We start from the raw sequence: 19,142 nt of genomic DNA, 5'->3' as shown, positions 1-19,142 counted from the left end.
AACAACTTTCTAATATTATGCGAAAATTAATCCTATTGTTTTTTTTTGTGAGCAGTGCTTTATGGCTGCATGCCAAAGACTTTACCCGGTATGTCAGTCCTCTTGTCGGCACGCAGTCTACTTTCGAGCTTTCCACCGGTAATACCTATCCTGCGATCGCACGTCCCTGGGGTATGAACTTCTGGACTCCTCAGACAGGTAAGATGGGTGACGGCTGGCAATACGTCTATACCGCGAACAAGATCCGTGGTTTCAAGCAGACACACCAGCCCAGTCCCTGGATTAACGACTACGGGCAGTTCTCCATTATGCCGGTGGTTGGCAAACCCGAGTTTGATGAAGAGAAGCGTGCAAGCTGGTTCTCCCACAAGGGCGAAGTAGCACTTCCTCATTATTATAAGGTATATCTTGCCGAACACGATGTGGTTACCGAGTTCACCCCTACCGACCGTGCCGTATTGTTCCGTTTCACTTTCCCTGAAAATGATCATTCATACATTGTTGTCGATGCCTTTGACAAGGGCTCTTATGTGAAGATACTTCCGGAACAGAATCGTATTATCGGTTATACTACCCGTAACAGCGGCGGTGTTCCCGAGAACTTCAAGAACTATTTCGTGATAGAGTTCGACAAGCCTTTTACTTATAAGGCGTCTGTAGCCGATGGCGTCTTGACCGAGAATAAGGTTGAGCAGGAAGCCGGACATGCCGGTGCTGTTATCGGTTTCAAAACCCGTAAGGGTGAAGTGGTACATGCCCGTGTAGCCTCTTCTTTCATCGGTTTTGAGCAGGCTGACCGTAACTTGAAGGAGCTTGGCAATGACAATTTGGAAACACTGGTTCAGAAAGGTCAGGATGCCTGGAACAAGGTGCTGGGCCGTATTGATGTGGAAGGCGGAACCCTTGACCAGTACCGTACTTTCTACTCATGTTTGTATCGTTCCTTGTTGTTCCCGCGTGCATTCTATGAACTGGATGAGGCGGGAAATCCGATTCATTACAGTCCCTACAATGGGCAAGTGTTGCCCGGCTATATGTATACGGATACCGGTTTCTGGGACACTTTCCGCTGTCTTTTCCCATTCCTCAACCTGATGTATCCGTCGGTGAACAGGCAGATTCAGGAAGGTCTTGTCAACACCTATAAGGAAAGCGGTTTCTTCCCCGAATGGGCAAGTCCGGGTCACCGTGGCTGTATGATTGGCAACAACTCTGCTTCCGTACTGGCAGATGCCTATCTGAAAGGTGTGAAGGTGGAGGATGTGCAGACGTTGTACGAAGGTCTCATCAACGGTACAAAGAATGTCCATCCCGAGGTCTCTTCTACGGGTCGCCTCGGCTATGAGTATTACAACAAGCTTGGTTATGTTCCCTACGATGTGAAAATCAACGAGAACACTGCCCGTACTTTGGAGTATGCTTATAATGACTGGTGCATCTACCGCATGGCAAAAGAACTGAACCGTCCGAAGAAGGAGCAGAAACTCTTTGCGGAACGTGCCATGAACTATAGGAATGTATTTGATAAGGAAAGCAAGCTGATGCGTGGTCGTAATCAAGACGGCCAGTTCCAGTCTCCTTTCTCTCCTTTGAAGTGGGGTGACGCCTTTACTGAAGGTAACAGCTGGCACTATTCCTGGTCTGTATTCCACGACCCTCAAGGTCTGATAGACCTGATGGGTGGAAAAGAGTCTTTCGTAGAGATGCTTGACTCTGTATTTATTGTCCCGCCCTTGTTCGATGACAGCTACTACGGCCAGGTAATCCATGAAATCCGTGAGATGACAGTGATGAATATGGGTAACTATGCCCATGGCAACCAGCCCATCCAGCACATGATTTACCTTTATAACTACGCCGGGGAACCTTGGAAGGCCCAATATTGGCTTCGTCAGGTAATGAACCGCATGTATACTGCCGGTCCCGACGGTTATTGCGGTGACGAGGACAACGGTCAGACTTCCGCGTGGTATGTCTTCTCTGCACTTGGTTTCTATCCGGTTTGCCCTGGTACGGACGAGTATGTATTGGGCGCCCCTCTGTTCCGTAAGGCTACCCTCCATTTCGAGAACGGTAAGTCCCTGACAATTGACGCTCCGGATAACTCACCGGAGAACATGTATATCGAGTCTCTCAAGGTGAACGGCGTGGATTATTCCAGGAATTATCTGACGCATGGCGATTTGCTGAATGGCGGTACCTTGAGGTTTGATATGGGCAGCCAGCCTAATATGAAGAGAGGTACGCAGCCGGAAGATTATCCTTATTCTTTCTCGAATGAACTGAAGAAGTAAAGAATAGTAATAATATAGTAAGAAAAGGGTTGCCTCGAAAATAAGTTGATATATCATTTTGTTATTTACTATCTGTATTATAGGTGTTTTTCTTGAATCAGGTGGAAATAATTATTTACTTCGTTAGTAATATTGAGCAAAATGATATATCAACTTGTTTTCGGGGTAACTCTTTTTTTTAGGATTAATGATAAAAAAGATACTTTTTCAGTAAGTGTATTTTCATTGTCTGTTGTTTTATATAGGAATGCGAGAGAATGAATCTCTCGAAGTAATTTATTGTATAACCTATAAATTGTGTTTATGAAAGACAATTATGCTTTTCGGAGTTCGACGTTCATGCGGGCTTTATTAGTTTTGTTGTTCATGGCAGTTTCTATCCAGTGGGGCTTTGCCCAGTTAAACCTGAATGTGTCTCGTGGCACATTGGGGACAGTCATTGAACAAATCAAGTCTCAATCCAAGTATCAATTTTTTTATGACGACAAGCTGGCTGCGCTGTCAGTAGAAAACGTTAAAGTGAACAATGTATCCATTGAAGATGCTTTGAATGTTATTCTCAAGGGGAAGAACATTTCGTATAAAGTGGAGGACAACATCGTTTATCTTTCAGAAAAGACCGCTACTTCACAAGAAGGTAAGCAACAGGGGAAAGAGAGGACTATTACCGGAGTCGTATCAGATGATATGGGGCCTCTGATTGGTGTGAACGTATTGGTAAAAGGTACCAGCAATGGTTGTATTACAGACCTGGACGGTAACTTTACGTTGACCACTACAGAAGCGAATCCGGTACTTGTATTCTCTTATATCGGTTATAAGTCGCAGGAAATTTCGGCGACCGGTTCAGCTTCCATTAATGTACTGATGCAGAATGACACGCAGATGATTGAAGAAGTGGTGGTCACTGCCCTCGGTATCAAGCGATCGGAAAAGGCATTGTCCTACAATGTACAGCAGGTGAATACGGATGCCATTACTTCCAATAAAGACGCCAACTTTGTAAATTCATTGAGTGGCAAGGTAGCGGGTGTGAATATCAATGCTTCTTCATCCGGTGTGGGTGGCGTATCAAAGGTAGTGATGCGTGGTACGAAATCCATCATGCAGTCTTCCAATGCACTTTATGTTATTGACGGTGTGCCTATTTTCTCCGGACGTGGTACTGCCGGAGGTAAGGAGTTCGACTCTCAGGGTTCTTCAGAACCGATTGCCGACATCAACCCGGAAGACATCGAGTCAATGTCAGTCTTGACCGGTGCTGCCGCTGCCGCCTTGTATGGTTCGGAAGCTGCCAACGGTGCCATTGTCATTACTACAAAGAAAGGTAAAGAAGGTAAGGTGAGCCTTACTGTCAGCAGCAATACCGAATTCACCAATCCGTTTGTGGTGCCGAGCTTCCAAAACCGTTACGGTACGGGAACCGGTGGTGTGATGAGTACTTCAGGAGCCATGAGCTGGGGAGCACCTTTGTCTGCTGCCAATAATTACAATTACAGCCCGAAAGATGATTATTTCCAGACGGGTATTATAGGTACGGAAAGTATTTCTTTGTCAACCGGTACAGAGAAAAATCAGACGTATGCATCGGCTGCTGCAGTAAACTCCAAGGGGATTGTTCCCAACAACAAATACAACCGTTACAACTTCACGGTACGTAACACCACTACTTTCCTGGACGACAAGATGACTCTGGACTTCGGTGCAAGCTATATTCTGCAGAATGACCAGAACATGACGAACCAGGGTACTTACAACAACCCGTTGGTGGGTGCTTATTTGTTCCCGCGCAGCAACGACTGGTCTGATATCAGCATGTATGAGCGCTATGACGCTGCCCGTAAGATTTATACGCAATACTGGCCGGTAGGTGACGAAGGTATGGTAATGCAGAATCCTTATTGGATTAACTACCGCAATCTGCGCCAGAACAAGAAGGACCGCTATATGCTGAATGCCGGTTTGAGCTATAAGATTCTGGACTGGCTGACTGTTTCAGGACGTGTACGTTTGGATAACTCCAACAATGATTATACAGAAAAGTTCTATGCTTCTACCAATACACAGCTCACCGAGAGCTCTTCACGAGGTCTTTATGGTATTACCAAGACGCAGGACAAACAGTTGTATGCAGACTTCCTGGTGAGTATCAACAAATATTTCGGTGAAGATTGGTCACTCCAGGCCAACGTCGGTGGTTCATTCTCCGATATACGTTCGGATGCAATGAAAACACGTGGTCCGATTGCTGATGGTGGCGATGCCTTCAGCGGCGAACCGGTAGGTTTGACCAACTACTTTGCCATCCAGAACCTGAGTGCCAGCAAGACACAGCGTTTGCAGGAAGGATGGCGTGAACAGACCCAGTCTCTCTTCGCTTCGGCTGAGCTTGGTTACAAGAACACTTACTTCTTGACGCTGACCGGACGTAACGACTGGCCTTCACAGCTGGCAGGTCCCAACTCCAACAGCAAATCATTCTTCTATCCTTCAGTCGGTGGTTCTGTTGTACTGTCTGAGCTAATGCCTAACTTGAACAAAGATTATCTTTCTTTTATAAAGGTTCGTGGTTCATGGGCATCTGTTGGTAGTGCTTTCTCCAGATATTTGGCTAATCCTCACTATGAATGGAATTCAAGTTCCGGCCAGTGGAGTATCACGACCCAATATCCGTTGTACAATCTGAAACCTGAGCGTACCAATTCTTGGGAAATCGGTTTGAACATGCGTTTCCTCAAGAACTTTGAATTGGACGTGACATATTACAATGCCAAGACTATGAATCAGACATTCAATCCGCAGTTGCCCGTCAGCGGTTGGTCGGCCATGTATATCCAGACCGGCGCCGTACGTAACTCCGGTATTGAGTTGTCACTGAATTACAAGAATACTTGGAAAGATTTTACATGGGATACAGGTATAACCTTCTCCAGCAACAAGAATAAAATCCTGACTTTGGCAGATAATGCCATCAATCCCGTTACCGGTGAGCTGTTCTCTTTGAGTACGTTGAACATGGGTGGTTTAGGTGATGCCCGCTTCTTACTGAAAGAAGGTGGGAGCATGGGTGACCTTTACTCCCTGCGGGATATGAAACGTGATGCCAACGGACAGATTTTTGTGGACCAAAATGGAACGGTTGCTACGGAAGCCATAACGGACCCGGATAAATATATCAAGTTGGGAAGCGTACTTCCTAAAGGTAATTTGGCTTGGCGTAATAACTTCATTTGGAAGAATTTCACAGCAGGTTTCTTGATTTCAGCCCGTTTGGGTGGTGTGGTTTACTCACGTACACAAGCTATGTTGGACTATTACGGTGTGTCCGAGGCTTCTGCCGATGCACGTGATTTAGGTTACGTGTTGGTGAATGGTAGAGATAAGGTAAACCCCGAAACATGGTACGGTGTAGTAGGTAGCGGCACGTCTGTTCCCCAATACTACACTTATTCTGCTACCAATGTTCGTCTGCAGGAAGTATCTTTGGGTTACACCATCCCCAGAAAGTTGTTGAATGATGTGTGCGATATCAAGGTTTCGTTGGTAGGCCGCAACTTGTGGATGATTTACAGCAAGGCTCCTTTCGATCCCGAAAGTGTAGCTTCTACCGATAACTTTTATCAGGGAATAGACTATTTCATGATGCCGGCTTTGCGTAACATCGGCTTTAGCTTGAGCTTTAAATTTTAATACCAAACGATATGAAAAAGAAAAATATTATAAATAAATTGATTGTTGCTCCGTTGGTTATGGGCTTTATGTCCTGTACCGGCAATTATATGGATATCAACTCCAATCCTTATCAACCGGGTGATTTGACTCCGGATGATTATGCACTGGGTTCTGCCATGAGTAACTTGGCAAGTACGGTTATCTCATCAGATGTCAATACGGCACAGTTTACTGATTGTTTGTTGGGTGGACCGTTGGGAGGTTATTTTGCCGATTCAAATGCCGGCTGGTCCAATACAATATCCAATTTTAATGCTACAAATGACTGGACGCGTGTGTTCTTGATAAGTGACCGTATCATTTCAACACTTTACGGTAACTTGAGCACAGTGAAACAAGTATCGGAGAATACCAATAATCCGGTTCCTTATGCCATTGCTCAAATCATAAAGGTTGCTGCCATGAGTCGCGTGACTGATGCGTATGGTCCTATTCCTTATTCTAAAATCGGTCAGGATGGCAAGATTACCATTCCTTATGATACGCAGGAAGAAGTATATAACGCATTCTTCAAGGAACTGGACGAATCCATCGAGGTGCTGACTGAAAACAGAAATGCGGCGTTGGTTGCTTCTGCAGATTTCGTGTACAGTGGTAATGTACAGAAGTGGGTGAAGTTTGCCAATTCATTGAAACTGCGTTTGGCTATCCGTATTGCCAATGTAAGCCCTGCTAAGGCTAAAGAAATGGCTGAAAGTGCAGTGAATCACGAGTTGGGTCTGATTGAAACAAATGCAGACAATGCTACATGGAAGTATTTCGGTACAATTAGCAATCCGTTGTTTGTGGCAGTACGTTACAATGAAGAAGCTTCAGGTGGTGATACCCATCCTGCTGCCGACATCATCTGCTACATGAACGGTTACAACGACAATCGTCGTGCCAGCTATTTTGAGGAATCAAAATGGCCTGGAGAGACTTATGTAGGATTACGTCGCGGTATCAACCTCAGTAAGATGAAGGAGTATTTCATCAATTATTCACGTGTGAAGATTTCCTCTTCTGATCCCGTGCTTTGGATGAATGCGGCAGAAGTTGCTTTTTTGCGTGCTGAAGCCACTGCAATCTATGGTTTCAACATGAAAGGAACCGCTGCTGATTTTTATGAACAAGGTGTCCGTCTCTCTTTCGAACAGTGGGGAGCTACCGGTGTAGACAGCTATCTGGCTGATGAAAGCAGTGTACCTGCTCTTTACAAAGATCCCGCCGGTCTTAATACTTATGAAAAGAACCTTTCAGCCATTACTGTCAAGTGGAATGAAGGGGCATCCAAGGAAGAAAAACAGGAACGTATCATTACCCAGAAGTGGATTGCGAATTGGCCGTTAGGTAACGAAGCTTGGGCTGACTATCGCCGTACAGGCTATCCCAAACTGTTGCCTGCAACCAGTGAAGGTAACTTGAGTGGTGGAATTGTTGATAGCGAGAAAGGTGCACGCCGTATGCCTTATCCTTCTGAAGAATATACAAGTAATACTGAAAACGTGCAAGAGGCAGTAAACAGCTATCTGGGTGGACCGGACAACATGGCTACTGACGTATGGTGGGCACGCAAATAATAACAATAAATGCTGAATAATTATGAAATTATATAAGAAATCATTCAAAGGAATCGCGCTGGCAGCTTTTTCCGTATTGGCATTGTCTGCCTGCTCCGACTGGACGGATTCAGAGAGTATTAAACTGAAAGAACCCGGAATCGACGAACAGTCTCCCGAACTGTATGCCAAGTATCTGAAGAACTTGCAGGAATACAAGAATTCTGACCATAAGATTGTATACGGCTGGTTTGATAATAGTGAGAAAGTTCCTTTCAGCCGCGGGCAGCACATGTCGGATGTTCCCGACAGCCTGGACGTAATTATCGCAACTACTCCCGATTTGGCGGAATTCGAATTGGAAGATATTGCAAATGTACATGAGAAGGGAACGAAAGTATTCTATTCCATCAGCTATGACAATATCTTGAAGGAACATACCGACAAGGTGAAAGAAGGAACAGAAACATCTGCATTCTCGGCTTATCTGTCGGCTGAGCTGAACAGACTGATAGCTCTTGAAGCACCTTTCGACGGTATTGTAGCCGAGTATCGTGGTAGCAATCCTATCTACATGTCCGAAGCCGACAAGGCTGAAGCAAAGGCAAATCAGGATACTTTCTTCGGTGTGATATCCAACTGGAAGAGTGCCAATTCAGGTAAGCAACTGGTGTTCCAGGGGTATCCTGCCAACCTGATAGGCCAGTCTGTGCTCTCTTCTTGTGACCATATCATCTTGATTACAAATGATGTCACGGATGTTGCCCAACTGGGGATAGAAGCGCTTCAGGCCTTGATGGCAGACGGTGTTCCGGCTGACCGCTTCATTGTATCGGCATCTACCGTCTCTCTGGATACAACAGATAAGACTACCGGATATTACAATGCTTTGAGAGCTCTGTCGGAAGCTGCTTATTGGGTGACAGAACCGTCTGCAGAGTTTACAAAAGCTGGTCTGGCTATTGAGAACATGCAGAATGATTATTACAATGCTACCAATACCTATCAATACGTGAGAGAAGCTATCAATATTATGAATCCTGCTCCTAAAAAATAAAAGAATATCATGAAACTGAAAAGTATATATTTAGTATCGATGGCATTATTGGCAGGTGTATTTGCTGCTTGTAATGATAATGACGTTGAGAATTTCGATAATCAGGTGTATATCAACGGCTCGGCGATGACCAGTACTGTGTTGTTGAAAAACACTGTTTCCGATACGGAAGGTTCATTCCGGATTTCAATGGCCCGTCCTGAATCGCAGGATATAACTATTGCCTTGAAGGCGGACCCTTCACTGGTAGCTACTTATAACGCTACCTATTATGACACAGCCGAGGCTCTGCCGGAAAACTATTATACGGTAGAAACTCCGCAGGCTACCATTTTGGCCGGTGCTGTCATTTCAGACGACATCACTGTCAGCTTCAAGAACTTGACGGAGCTGGACCGTGAGAAGGTATATGTATTGCCGGTTACGGTAGACCAGGCAAGCATCGGAGTCTTGAAGAGCTCCGGTACCATGTACTACGTGCTGAAGGGTGCCGCATTGATTAATACGGTTCCTGATATTACCAAGAATCTGGTTTACGTAACTTGGACCAATCCGGATGTTGCCAATAATATGAATAAACTGACGGCAGAAGCGTTGATTCGCGTAAGCAAGTTCGACAAGATGCTGACTTCCATTATGGGTATCGAAGGTAAGTTCCTGCTCCGCATCGGTGATGCCGGAATTCCTCAAAACCAGTTGCAGGTGGCTACAAGTAGCGGCAATGTGACCGATGAGAGTCTGGTTATTCCGACAAACGAATGGACACATATCGCTGTGACCTACGATGCGGATGCAAAAACAGTTATAATCTACATCAATGGTAAGAATATGCTGGAGACTACTTTGGACTGCGGAGTCGTGAACTGGGGCCAGACCATGACCGATGAAGGTAACGGATTCTGGATTGGCCATTCATACAATCGTGACCGTTGGTTGGAAGGTAATATCTCAGAGGTGCGTATCTGGAACAAGGTGTTGACATCAGCAGAAATCAATGCAAAGGACCACTTCTACCAGGTAGAGCCGGATGCTGACGGACTGGTTTCTTACTGGAAGTTCGATGAGGGCGCCGGTACTGCCATTCACGATTATAGCGGAAATGAGAACAATGCTACTGCAGTGGAATCATTGACTTGGACTGCTGTGGAACTGCCCGCTAAATAATTTAGTTATACCTTAATTCAAATAAAAAGATATTGATTATGAAATATATGAATCATGTAAAATCAGGCTTGCTGGCAATGGCTTTTGCATGTGCAGGAATATGCTTCACCGGTTGTGAAGATGATGTTGTCATCAACACCGGCAACAGTGACAAGCTGGATACTGTGGATGGCGTGTATGGCTATGTAAAGTCTGCCGCCGGTGCACGTGAACTTACTCCGATTTCTGTTTTTGGCGACAAGGTTGCTACCGGACATCTCTATTTTGAACTGAGCAAAGCTGCAGAGCAGGATGTTACGGTGACCTTCAAAGTGGACGAAGACGTTTTGGAGGCTTACAATAAGAAGAATGGAACAAGCTATAAAATGTATCCCGCCGATAAGCTGAGCCTGGCGAACGGTGGAACTGCCACTATCAAGGCGGGCGAACAGAAGTCGGCTTCTGTGGAACTGAATATCAATGCCGGAGGCACAATCGGACAGACTTATGCTGTTGCCGTTTCTGCATCTGCCAATAACGGTGTGGAAGTTTCTACAAACAATCAGGAATATATTTACTTGGTAAAGCCTTTGGCTGCTATTCCTGAGAGTATCAGTAAGGGTGATATACTTACACATTGCTTTGTGGAAGTAAATGACGAGAACATCTTGAATATGGGTGAATATACCATGAAGAGCGACGGAAAGCCTTTCTTTGATGTAGTCAGCATTTTTGCTGCCAACATCAATGTGGATAGCAAGACCGGTCGCGTACATGTTTTCTGCAATGACCAGGTTTCCTTCTTGCTGAGAAATGCGGATAAGTTCATCCGTCCTTTGCAGGCTAAGGGCATTAAGGTGGCTATGACTATTCTTGGCAACCATGACGAGGCTGGTATGGGTAACCTTTCGGAAGCTGCCGCCAAAGACTTTGCCAAGGAACTGAAAGCTTACTTGGATATCTATGGCTTGGATGGTATTGACTTTGATGATGAGTACACCAGCTACAACAACTCCAATCCCAGCCCCGGCTTCGAAACACGCTCACGTGCCAACTTCGCGCGTTTGGTTTATGAGTGCCGCCAGGTATTTGGCAACAAGTTGATTGGTGTGTATGAATATGGTTCGCTCGACTCTCCAGACGGTGAGGTAGAGGGTATGAAGGTAGGTGACATTGTGGACTATATGACCTACGGTTACTACCAGAATCAGAATCCCGAGGGAGCCTTTGGCCGTGAAGAGTCTCATTTTGAGAACCTGCCCAAATCCAAGTATGCTCCGCTGCCTTGGAAGATTAATGATGAGTTGAACGGAGGTTGGAGTGGATTTGACAAGAGCAAATTCCAGAAAGTGAAAGATGAAGGTTATGGCATTCAGATGTTCTACAATCCCAAACCGCTGGTGTATCAGTATTATACGTTGCTTTCGGAAATAAGTAAAGTACTTTTTGATGATGAAGTGGAGTGGAGCGGCAAGTACTGGAGCCGTATCGGTGAAGCTTATCAGGGCAAAATGTTGGGTTATGAAGATTTGGTCGGCGAGTGGAAGGTAACTTCCAGCAATTCTCTCTTTACCTATGTGGATGAAGAAGGCAATCCTCGCTGGTGGGATTGGAAAGGCAGTCAGGAGTTTGAGAAGAATGTAATTATAGAGAAGGATGAAGAAGGTACCGGATATGTGGTTTACAACTGGGGTACTTTCCCCGAAATCACCGGTAAGTATCCGATGCATTGCGATTACTATAACGGTGCACTGCTCATCTATCCGCAAACCATTCATGAGGGCGATGCTGAAGACCCTGCTACCTACAAGATGCATTTCGGTACTTACAGCAAGAATTTCCAGTGGAAAGCATATCCTAACTATGATGATTACTATATGGATGGTGCTATTGCTCCTAATGGTGATATGCATATCTATGGCTTAGGCAACAGATGGGCTATCAATCCCTATAAGTATGTAGGCGGTGAGATTGAGACCGACATCTTCCCCGATGTTCCTTACTTCGTGAGTGAGAACTATACGATGAAGAAGGTACGCTGATGCCGTGTTTTCCGTAAACTGAGGTTTCGGAAAACGGATGCTTGAACCTTTTCATACATGAAACAAAGGAGGGCTTTGCTCAAAGTAATAGGGCGGCCCTCCTCAAGCATTCTCATATAACAAGATTCTATTATGAAGCTATACACCTACTTATACAATAAACAATATGAAGAAAAACATGAAATCTAGTTCCATACTGTTGGGCGGACTTTTTCTGCTGGGGGCGGTTTGCAGCTGTACCCAGACGGCACCGGACTATGCGTCTTACGTCAATCCGTTCATCGGTACGGGTGGACATGGGCATACCTATCCCGGAGCGGTAGTTCCCAACGGGATGATTCAGCCCAGCCCCGACACGCGTATCTACGAGTGGGATGCCTGCTCCGGATATTACTATGCAGATACTACTATCAACGGATTTTCACATACCCACGTCAGCGGTACGGGTTGTGCCGATTACGGGGATGTGCTGCTGATGCCCACTGTAGGTCGGCAGGATTACCACTCCATGGGCTCGAAGAGCCAGCAGATGGCGTACGCCTCTGCCTTTTCCCACGAGAATGAAACAGCCGAACCGGGATATTATTCCGTATTTTTGGACCGCTACGGGGTGAAAGCCGAACTGACCTCTACCAAACGTGCGGCGATTCATCGCTATACCTTCCCGAAAGCGGAAGATGCAGGTTTTATCCTCGACCTGGATTACAGTATCCAGCGCCAGAAGAATGAACAGATGGAGCTGGAAGTAATCAGCGATACTGAAATCCGTGGACGCAAGAAGACTGTATATTGGGCTTTCGACCAGTATATCAACTTCTATGCCAAGTTCTCCAAACCATTCACCTATACGCTGGTCACGGACTCCATGGCATTGGACGAAGGCGGTCCGCTTCTGCCTACAGCTAAAGCTTTACTGCAATTCCAGACGGAGCCCAATGAGGAGGTATTGGTAAAGGTAGGTGTGTCTGCCGTGGATATGGACGGTGCCCGCAAGAATGTGGAAGCCGAAATCTCCGGATGGGATTTTGACGGTGTGCGCCGTGCTGCCCGCCAGCAGTGGAACACTTATCTTTCCAAGATTGACATCGATACGAAGGACAACGACCAGCGTACCATGTTCTACACGGCACTTTACCACACGGGTATGCAGCCCAACTTGTTTACCGATGCTGACGGACGTTACTTTGGTATGGACTTGAAGCCCCATCAAGGCAGGGTGGACGAGCCTATCTACACCATTTTCTCTTTATGGGACACTTTCCGTGCCTATCATCCGCTGATGACGATTATTGATCCTGAACTGAACGAGGCTTTCATCCGTTCGCTCATCCAGAAGTCCCGCGAGGGCGGCGTCCTGCCTATGTGGGAACTGGCCGGAAACTATACGGGTACCATGATTGGTTATCATGCAGCCTCCCTCATAGCGGATTCTTATGTAAAGGGATACCGTAACTTCGACGTGCAGGAGGCTTACAAGGCTTGCCTCCGTACGGCAGAATACGATACGACGGGTATTATCACCCATCCTTTGGTTGTGCCGCATCTGATGCCGCAGGCCAAGTACTGGAAGAACAAGATTGGCTACGTGCCTTGCGATAAAGACAATGAATCTGTGGCTAAAGCTTTGGAATATGCTTACGATGACTGGTGTATCTCCGTACTGGCAGGTGCTTTGGACGACGAAGCCAACCGCGATAAGTATGCGGCTTTTGCCGAGGGATATAAAGTTTATTTCGATCCGAGTACCCGCTTCATGCGCGGACTGGACAGTGAGGGCAACTGGCGTACGCCTTTCAACCCCCGCGCTTCCAATCACCGTAATGATGACTATTGCGAAGGTACGGCATGGCAGTGGACTTGGTTCGTTCCCCACGATGTGGACGGACTGGTGGAACTGATGGGAGGACGCGACGCCTTCATCGGCAAGTTGGATTCTCTGTTCACGGCCGATTCCAAGCTGGAAGGTGAATCGACCTCGGTGGATATTTCCGGTCTGATAGGCCAGTATGCCCACGGCAATGAGCCAAGCCATCACATTGCCCATCTCTACAACTACGTAGGCCAGCCCTGGCGTACGCAGGAGATTGTGGATGAGGTGCTGCATACGCTTTACTTCAACAACCCCGACGGACTTTCGGGCAATGAAGACTGTGGACAGATGTCTGCATGGTACATTCTGAATGCGATGGGCTTCTATCAGGTATGCCCCGGCAAGCCGGTATATTCCATCGGACGCCCGCTGTTCAACGAGGCGACCGTTCATCTGAAAGACGGCAAGTCGTTCAAGGTGATAGCCCACAACAACAGCCGCGACAACAAGTATGTGCGGAGCATTGTGCTGAACGGCAATAAGTTGGAGACTCCATTCTTCACGCATCAGGATATAGTGGACGGCGGTACGCTGGAGCTGACTATGGGCAGTGAACCGTTGAAGTGACACAGATAATATACAGAAGGGATGAGCCGAAAAAATCATAATCCTATATCGTGGGTCCCCACCGTATATTTTGCCATGGGATTGCCGTTTGTGGTGCTGAACATGGTTTCTGTGTTGATGTTCAAGGGGCTGGGTATCGGTGACGCGCAGATTGCTCTGTGGACGTCGCTCATCATGATGCCCTGGACGCTGAAGTTCCTTTGGAGTCCGTTCCTTGAAATGTTCAAGACGAAGAAGTTTTTCGTGGTACTGACGCAGATGGTTACCGGAGCAGGTTTTGCTCTGGTGGCTTTGGCGTTGCAGTTACCGTTCTTTTTTGCGATATGCATTGCGCTGCTGGCAGTGATTGCTTTCAGCGGAGCCACGCACGATGTGGCTACGGATGGTGTCTACATGTCGGAACTGAACAAGCAGGACCAGGCCAAGTATATCGGTTGGCAGGGAGCCTTCTACAATATAGCGAAGATTGTGGCGTCCGGCGGGTTGGTCTGGCTGGCAGGTGCCTTGCTGGTAGGTTTCGGTGGGGTGGAGGGTGCCACAGAGGCAGTCCGCCACGAGGCTACCCGGCATGCATGGATGACGGTGATGCTGATATTGGCGGCGGTGATGCTGCTGCTTGGCTTCTACCACATGCGCATGCTGCCATCGGGCGGTGCTGCCGCATCCGGCGCCAAGTCGGCAAGAGAGACGTGGGAGCAGTTGGTGGCGGTAATCAAGGATTTCTTCTTGAAGAAGCACATCTGGTACTATATAGCGTTCATTATCCTTTATCGCCTTGCCGAGGGTTTTGTCATGAAGATTGTCCCTCTTTTCTTGAAGGCGGAGCGTTCGGCAGGTGGCTTGGGACTGAATGAGCAGCAGATAGGTTTGTACTACGGCACTTATGGGGCGGCAGCCTTTGTGCTGGGGTCACTGTTGGCAGGCTATTACATTTCGCACCGGGGATTGCGGCGGACGCTGTTCTCTCTGTGCTGCATCTTCAATCTGCCTTTTGTAGCGTATACCCTGCTTGCCATGTACCAGCCGGAAAGCGGGTTGCTGATAGGTAGTGCCATCGTGCTCGAGTACTTCGGTTATGGTTTTGGTTTTGTGGGACTGACTTTGTTCATGATGCAGCAGGTGGCGCCGGGAAAGCACCAGATGGCACATTATGCCTTTGCTTCGGGCATCATGAATCTGGGTGTGATGTTGCCGGGCACAATCAGCGGTTTTGTCAGCGACTGGTTGGGGTACGAGGCGTTCTTTACCTTCACGCTGTTTGCCACCATTCCGGCGTTCCTCATTACGTACTTCATACCATTTACGTATGCCGATGAGAAGAAACAACAATAACCAATTAATAATATAGAGCAATTATGAGCAACAAAATCACAATGCCTTGGGAAGAACGGCCGGCAGGCTGTAAAGATGTAATGTGGCGTTATTCGGAGAATCCCGTAATAGACCGCTACCATATTCCGTCGTCGAACAGCATTTTCAACAGTGCGGTGGTTCCGTTTAAGGATGGTTATGCCGGTGTGTTCCGTTGTGACAACCGGGCGGTGCAGATGAATATCTTTGCCGGTTTCAGCAAGGACGGCATCCACTGGGAAATAGAGCATGAGCCAATCAAGTTCAAGGCCGGGAATACGGACATGATAGAGTCCGAATATAAATACGATCCGCGCGTGACATGGATTGAGGACCGCTACTGGATTACGTGGTGTAACGGCTACTACGGCCCCACCATCGGCATCGGCTATACTTTCGATTTCAAGGAGTTCTTCCAGTGCGAGAATGCTTTCTTGCCTTTCAACCGCAACGGTGTGTTGTTGCCTCAGAAGTTCGATGGCAAATATGCGCTCTTGAGCCGTCCCAGCGATAGCGGACATACTCCTTTTGGCGACATCTACATTAGCTTCAGCCCTGACATGAAATTCTGGGGCGAACACCGCCATGTGATGGCTCCTACGCCTTTCCCCGAAAGTGCCTGGCAGTGTACCAAGATAGGGGCAGGTTCGGTACCGTTCCTCACGGACGAGGGTTGGCTGATGTTCTATCATGGCGTGATAACCACTTGTAACGGTTTCCGTTACTCCATGGGAGCAGCTATTCTGGATAAGGACAATCCTGCCAAGTTGCTCTACCGCACCCGTGAGTATCTGCTTGCGCCTGCTGCTCCTTATGAGTTGCAAGGTGATGTTCCCAACGTGGTGTTCCCTTGCGCAGCGTTGCAAGATGGAGAACGTGTAGCTGTATACTACGGTGCAGCCGATACGGTAGTGGGGCTTGCCTTTGGGTATATCCGTGAGATTCTGGAGTTCACGAAGCGCACAAGTATTTTGTAAGTACCAAGCAGTTGGCAGGCGCTCGGTATTGCTGAAAAGCGCCTGCCGTAACTGCTTTATACTTAGTTTAATATCACTGCAAAGATACTGCATGCTTTTTGCAGTGCTACTGCAAAGCCGTTGCAGCGCCACTGCAAAGCTGATGCAGCGTCACTGCAAAACTGTTGCAGCGCTACTGCAAAGTAGTTTGCAGTGTCACTGCAGACCGTTTGCAATAACTTTGCAGAGTGCATGCAATGACACCGGCATGGGTAGCGTGCTCACTAACTAATAAAGAACAAATCCTTACTATATTATGAAACGACTGATTACTTTCTGTATCATCTCCTTTGGAATGCTCACGGCATCTATGGCTGCGGAGAAGCATCCTGCGGACTATGTGAATCCTTTTGTCGGTACCACTAACTTCGGTACCACGAATCCGGGAGCCGTCTGTCCCAATGGAATGATGTCCGTAGTGCCCTTCAACGTGATGGGTTCGGAGGACAACAAATACGATAAAGATGCCCGCTGGTGGTCTACTCCCTATGAGTATCACAATTGTTTCTTCACCGGATACTCGCATGTCAATTTGAGCGGTGTGGGCTGTCCGGAATTGGGTTCTCTGCTGCTGATGCCCACTACGGGAGAGCTGTCCGTAGATTATAAGGAATATGGAAGCCGCTATAAGGACGAGCAGGCATCCCCCGGATATTACAGCAACTTCCTGACCCGCTACAATGTGAAGACGGAAGTGACGGCAACTCCTCGCACGGGTGTGGCGCGTTTCACCTTTCCTGCCGGGCAGAGCCATGTGCTGCTGAACCTGGGCGAAGGCCTGACCAATGAATCGGGAGCTTTTCTGCGCCAGACGGGTAAATGCGAGTTTGAAGGTATGAAGCTGCTGGGTACTTTCTGCTACAACCCACAAGCCGTTTTTCCCATCTACTTTGTGATGCGTGTCAACAAGCAGCCCGCCGCTTCGGGCTACTGGAAGAAGCAGCGCCCCATGACCGGTGTAGAGGCCGAATGGGACCCCGATAACGGACGCTACAAACTTTACACCCGCTACCAGAAGGAACTGGCGGGAGATGATATCGGCGCCTATCTTACATTCGATACCGAAGAAGGCGAGCAGGTGGAAGTACAGATGGGAGTCTCTTTTGTGAGCATGGAGAATGCCCGCCTCAATCTGGATACCGAGCAGCAGGGAAAGAACTTCGGTCAAGTGCTGGAAGAAGCCCGTCGCCGCTGGAACGATGACCTTTCGCGCATCCTTGTAGAAGGAGGTACGGAGGAACAGAAAATCGTTTTTTATACGGCACTCTATCATACGCTGATACATCCCAATATCCTGCAGGATGTGAACGGGGAATATCCCGCTATGGAGAGTGATAAGATTTTGACTACCCAAGGCGACCGTTATACCGTCTTTTCTTTGTGGGACACTTACCGCAATGTGCACCAGCTTCTTACGCTGGTATATCCCGAACGGCAATTGCAGATGGTGCGCTCCATGCTCGACATGTACCGCGAACACGGCTGGCTTCCCAAATGGGAACTCTACGGACGTGAGACGCTGACCATGGAAGGTGACCCTTCCATTCCCGTCATCGTCGACACCTGGCTGAAAGGTCTGCGCGACTTTGATATAGAACTGGCCTACGAAGCCATGCGCAAGGGAGCCACCCTGCCGGGAGCGGAGAATCTGCTCCGACCGGACAATGACGACTACGTGTCATTGGGATATGTGCCCCTGCGGGAGCAGTATGACAATTCCGTTTCGCATGCCCTGGAATACTATATTGCCGACAATGCTTTGTCGCGCATAGCCGCTGCGCTTGGCAAGAAGGAGGATGCCCGTCTGTTCCACGAACGTTCGCTGGGCTACAAGCATTATTACTGTAAGGAGTACGGTACTTTCCGTCCTATCTTGCCTAACGGTGAATTCTATGCTCCTTTCGACCCGAGGCAGGGAGAGAACTTTGAGCCGAACCCCGGATTTCACGAAGGTTGTGCCTGGAACTATACTTTCTATGTTCCCCACGATGTGAAAGGGCTTGCCCGGCTCATGGGTGGAAAGAAGCCGTTCGTAGACAAGCTTCAGCGTGTGTTCGACGAAGGACTGTACGACCCTGCCAACGAACCGGACATTGCATACGCCCATCTTTTTTCTTATTTCAAGGGTGAGGAGTGGCGCACGCAGAAAGAGCTGCACCGCCTTTTGCAGAAGTATTTCAAGAATGCCCCCGACGGAATTCCCGGCAATGATGATACCGGAACGATGTCCGCTTGGGCTATCTTCAATATGATGGGCTTTTATCCGGATTGTCCCGGAGAACCGGCTTATACGCTGTCTACTCCGGTATTTGATAAGGTGACCATAAAGCTCGACCCTAAGTATTGGGGACGCGACCAACTGGTGATAGAGACGGAACGCCCGTCGGCAGAGTCGCTTTATATCCGTGAAATGGAACTGGGAGGAAAAAAACTGTCCCGATATCGTATCACTCATGAAGAACTGGTGCAGAGTGGAAAACTGCGATTTAGGCTTCGATAGGTATTGTGAGTCAGGATAGCATCGGTGATGGTT

General features: G+C 47.7%; 10 protein-coding genes. All 10 read left to right on the top strand.

Annotated elements, in window-relative coordinates; all coding sequences use genetic code 11:
- Positions 1 to 17: 17 nt before the first annotated feature.
- The 10 genes from CSD97_RS13530 to CSD97_RS13485 all read left to right on the top strand — a co-directional run bounded on the left by CSD97_RS13530 (position 18) and on the right by CSD97_RS13485 (position 19,109).
- Complete coding sequence (locus tag CSD97_RS13530; RefSeq protein WP_005828880.1) at positions 18 to 2,294, top strand: GH92 family glycosyl hydrolase; 2,277 nt, start codon at positions 18 to 20, stop codon at positions 2,292 to 2,294.
- A 303-nt stretch (positions 2,295 to 2,597) separates the two neighbouring features.
- Positions 2,598 to 5,984 carry a TonB-dependent receptor gene (locus tag CSD97_RS13525; RefSeq protein WP_022401694.1) on the top strand — a complete coding sequence of 1,129 codons (3,387 nt, stop codon included), beginning with the start codon at positions 2,598 to 2,600 and terminating at the stop codon, positions 5,982 to 5,984.
- An 11-nt stretch (positions 5,985 to 5,995) separates the two neighbouring features.
- Positions 5,996 to 7,585, top strand: coding sequence for a RagB/SusD family nutrient uptake outer membrane protein (locus CSD97_RS13520; RefSeq protein WP_005828876.1), 1,590 nt, complete (start codon positions 5,996 to 5,998; stop codon positions 7,583 to 7,585).
- A gap of 22 nt (positions 7,586 to 7,607) precedes the next feature.
- Entirely contained in the window at positions 7,608 to 8,621 is a 1,014-nt protein-coding gene (locus tag CSD97_RS13515; RefSeq protein WP_005835485.1) for a glycoside hydrolase family 18, read from the top strand.
- Between the two features lie 9 nt (positions 8,622 to 8,630).
- Entirely contained in the window at positions 8,631 to 9,785 is a 1,155-nt protein-coding gene (locus CSD97_RS13510) for a DUF1735 and LamG domain-containing protein (RefSeq protein ID WP_005828870.1), read from the top strand.
- Between the two features lie 38 nt (positions 9,786 to 9,823).
- On the top strand, positions 9,824 to 11,806 hold the full coding sequence (locus CSD97_RS13505; RefSeq protein WP_098032573.1) for a DUF1735 domain-containing protein: 1,983 nt from the start codon (positions 9,824 to 9,826) through the stop codon (positions 11,804 to 11,806).
- Positions 11,807 to 11,972: 166 nt separating this feature from the next.
- Complete coding sequence (locus CSD97_RS13500) at positions 11,973 to 14,243, top strand: GH92 family glycosyl hydrolase (protein ID WP_005828868.1); 2,271 nt, start codon at positions 11,973 to 11,975, stop codon at positions 14,241 to 14,243.
- Between the two features lie 21 nt (positions 14,244 to 14,264).
- Positions 14,265 to 15,575 carry an MFS transporter gene (locus tag CSD97_RS13495; RefSeq protein ID WP_016272635.1) on the top strand — a complete coding sequence of 437 codons (1,311 nt, stop codon included), beginning with the start codon at positions 14,265 to 14,267 and terminating at the stop codon, positions 15,573 to 15,575.
- 23 nt (positions 15,576 to 15,598) lie between these two features.
- Positions 15,599 to 16,570: a glycoside hydrolase family 130 protein gene (locus tag CSD97_RS13490; RefSeq protein WP_005828866.1), complete on the top strand. Its 972-nt coding sequence runs from the start codon at positions 15,599 to 15,601 to the stop codon at positions 16,568 to 16,570.
- 295 nt (positions 16,571 to 16,865) lie between these two features.
- Entirely contained in the window at positions 16,866 to 19,109 is a 2,244-nt protein-coding gene (locus CSD97_RS13485; protein ID WP_022401689.1) for a GH92 family glycosyl hydrolase, read from the top strand.
- Positions 19,110 to 19,142: the final 33 nt, after the last annotated feature.

The organism is Bacteroides sp. AR29 (genome assembly GCF_900217715.1).
GTDB lineage: Bacteria > Bacteroidota > Bacteroidia > Bacteroidales > Bacteroidaceae > Bacteroides > Bacteroides uniformis.
This window is presented reverse-complemented; position numbering and strand designations above follow the sequence as displayed.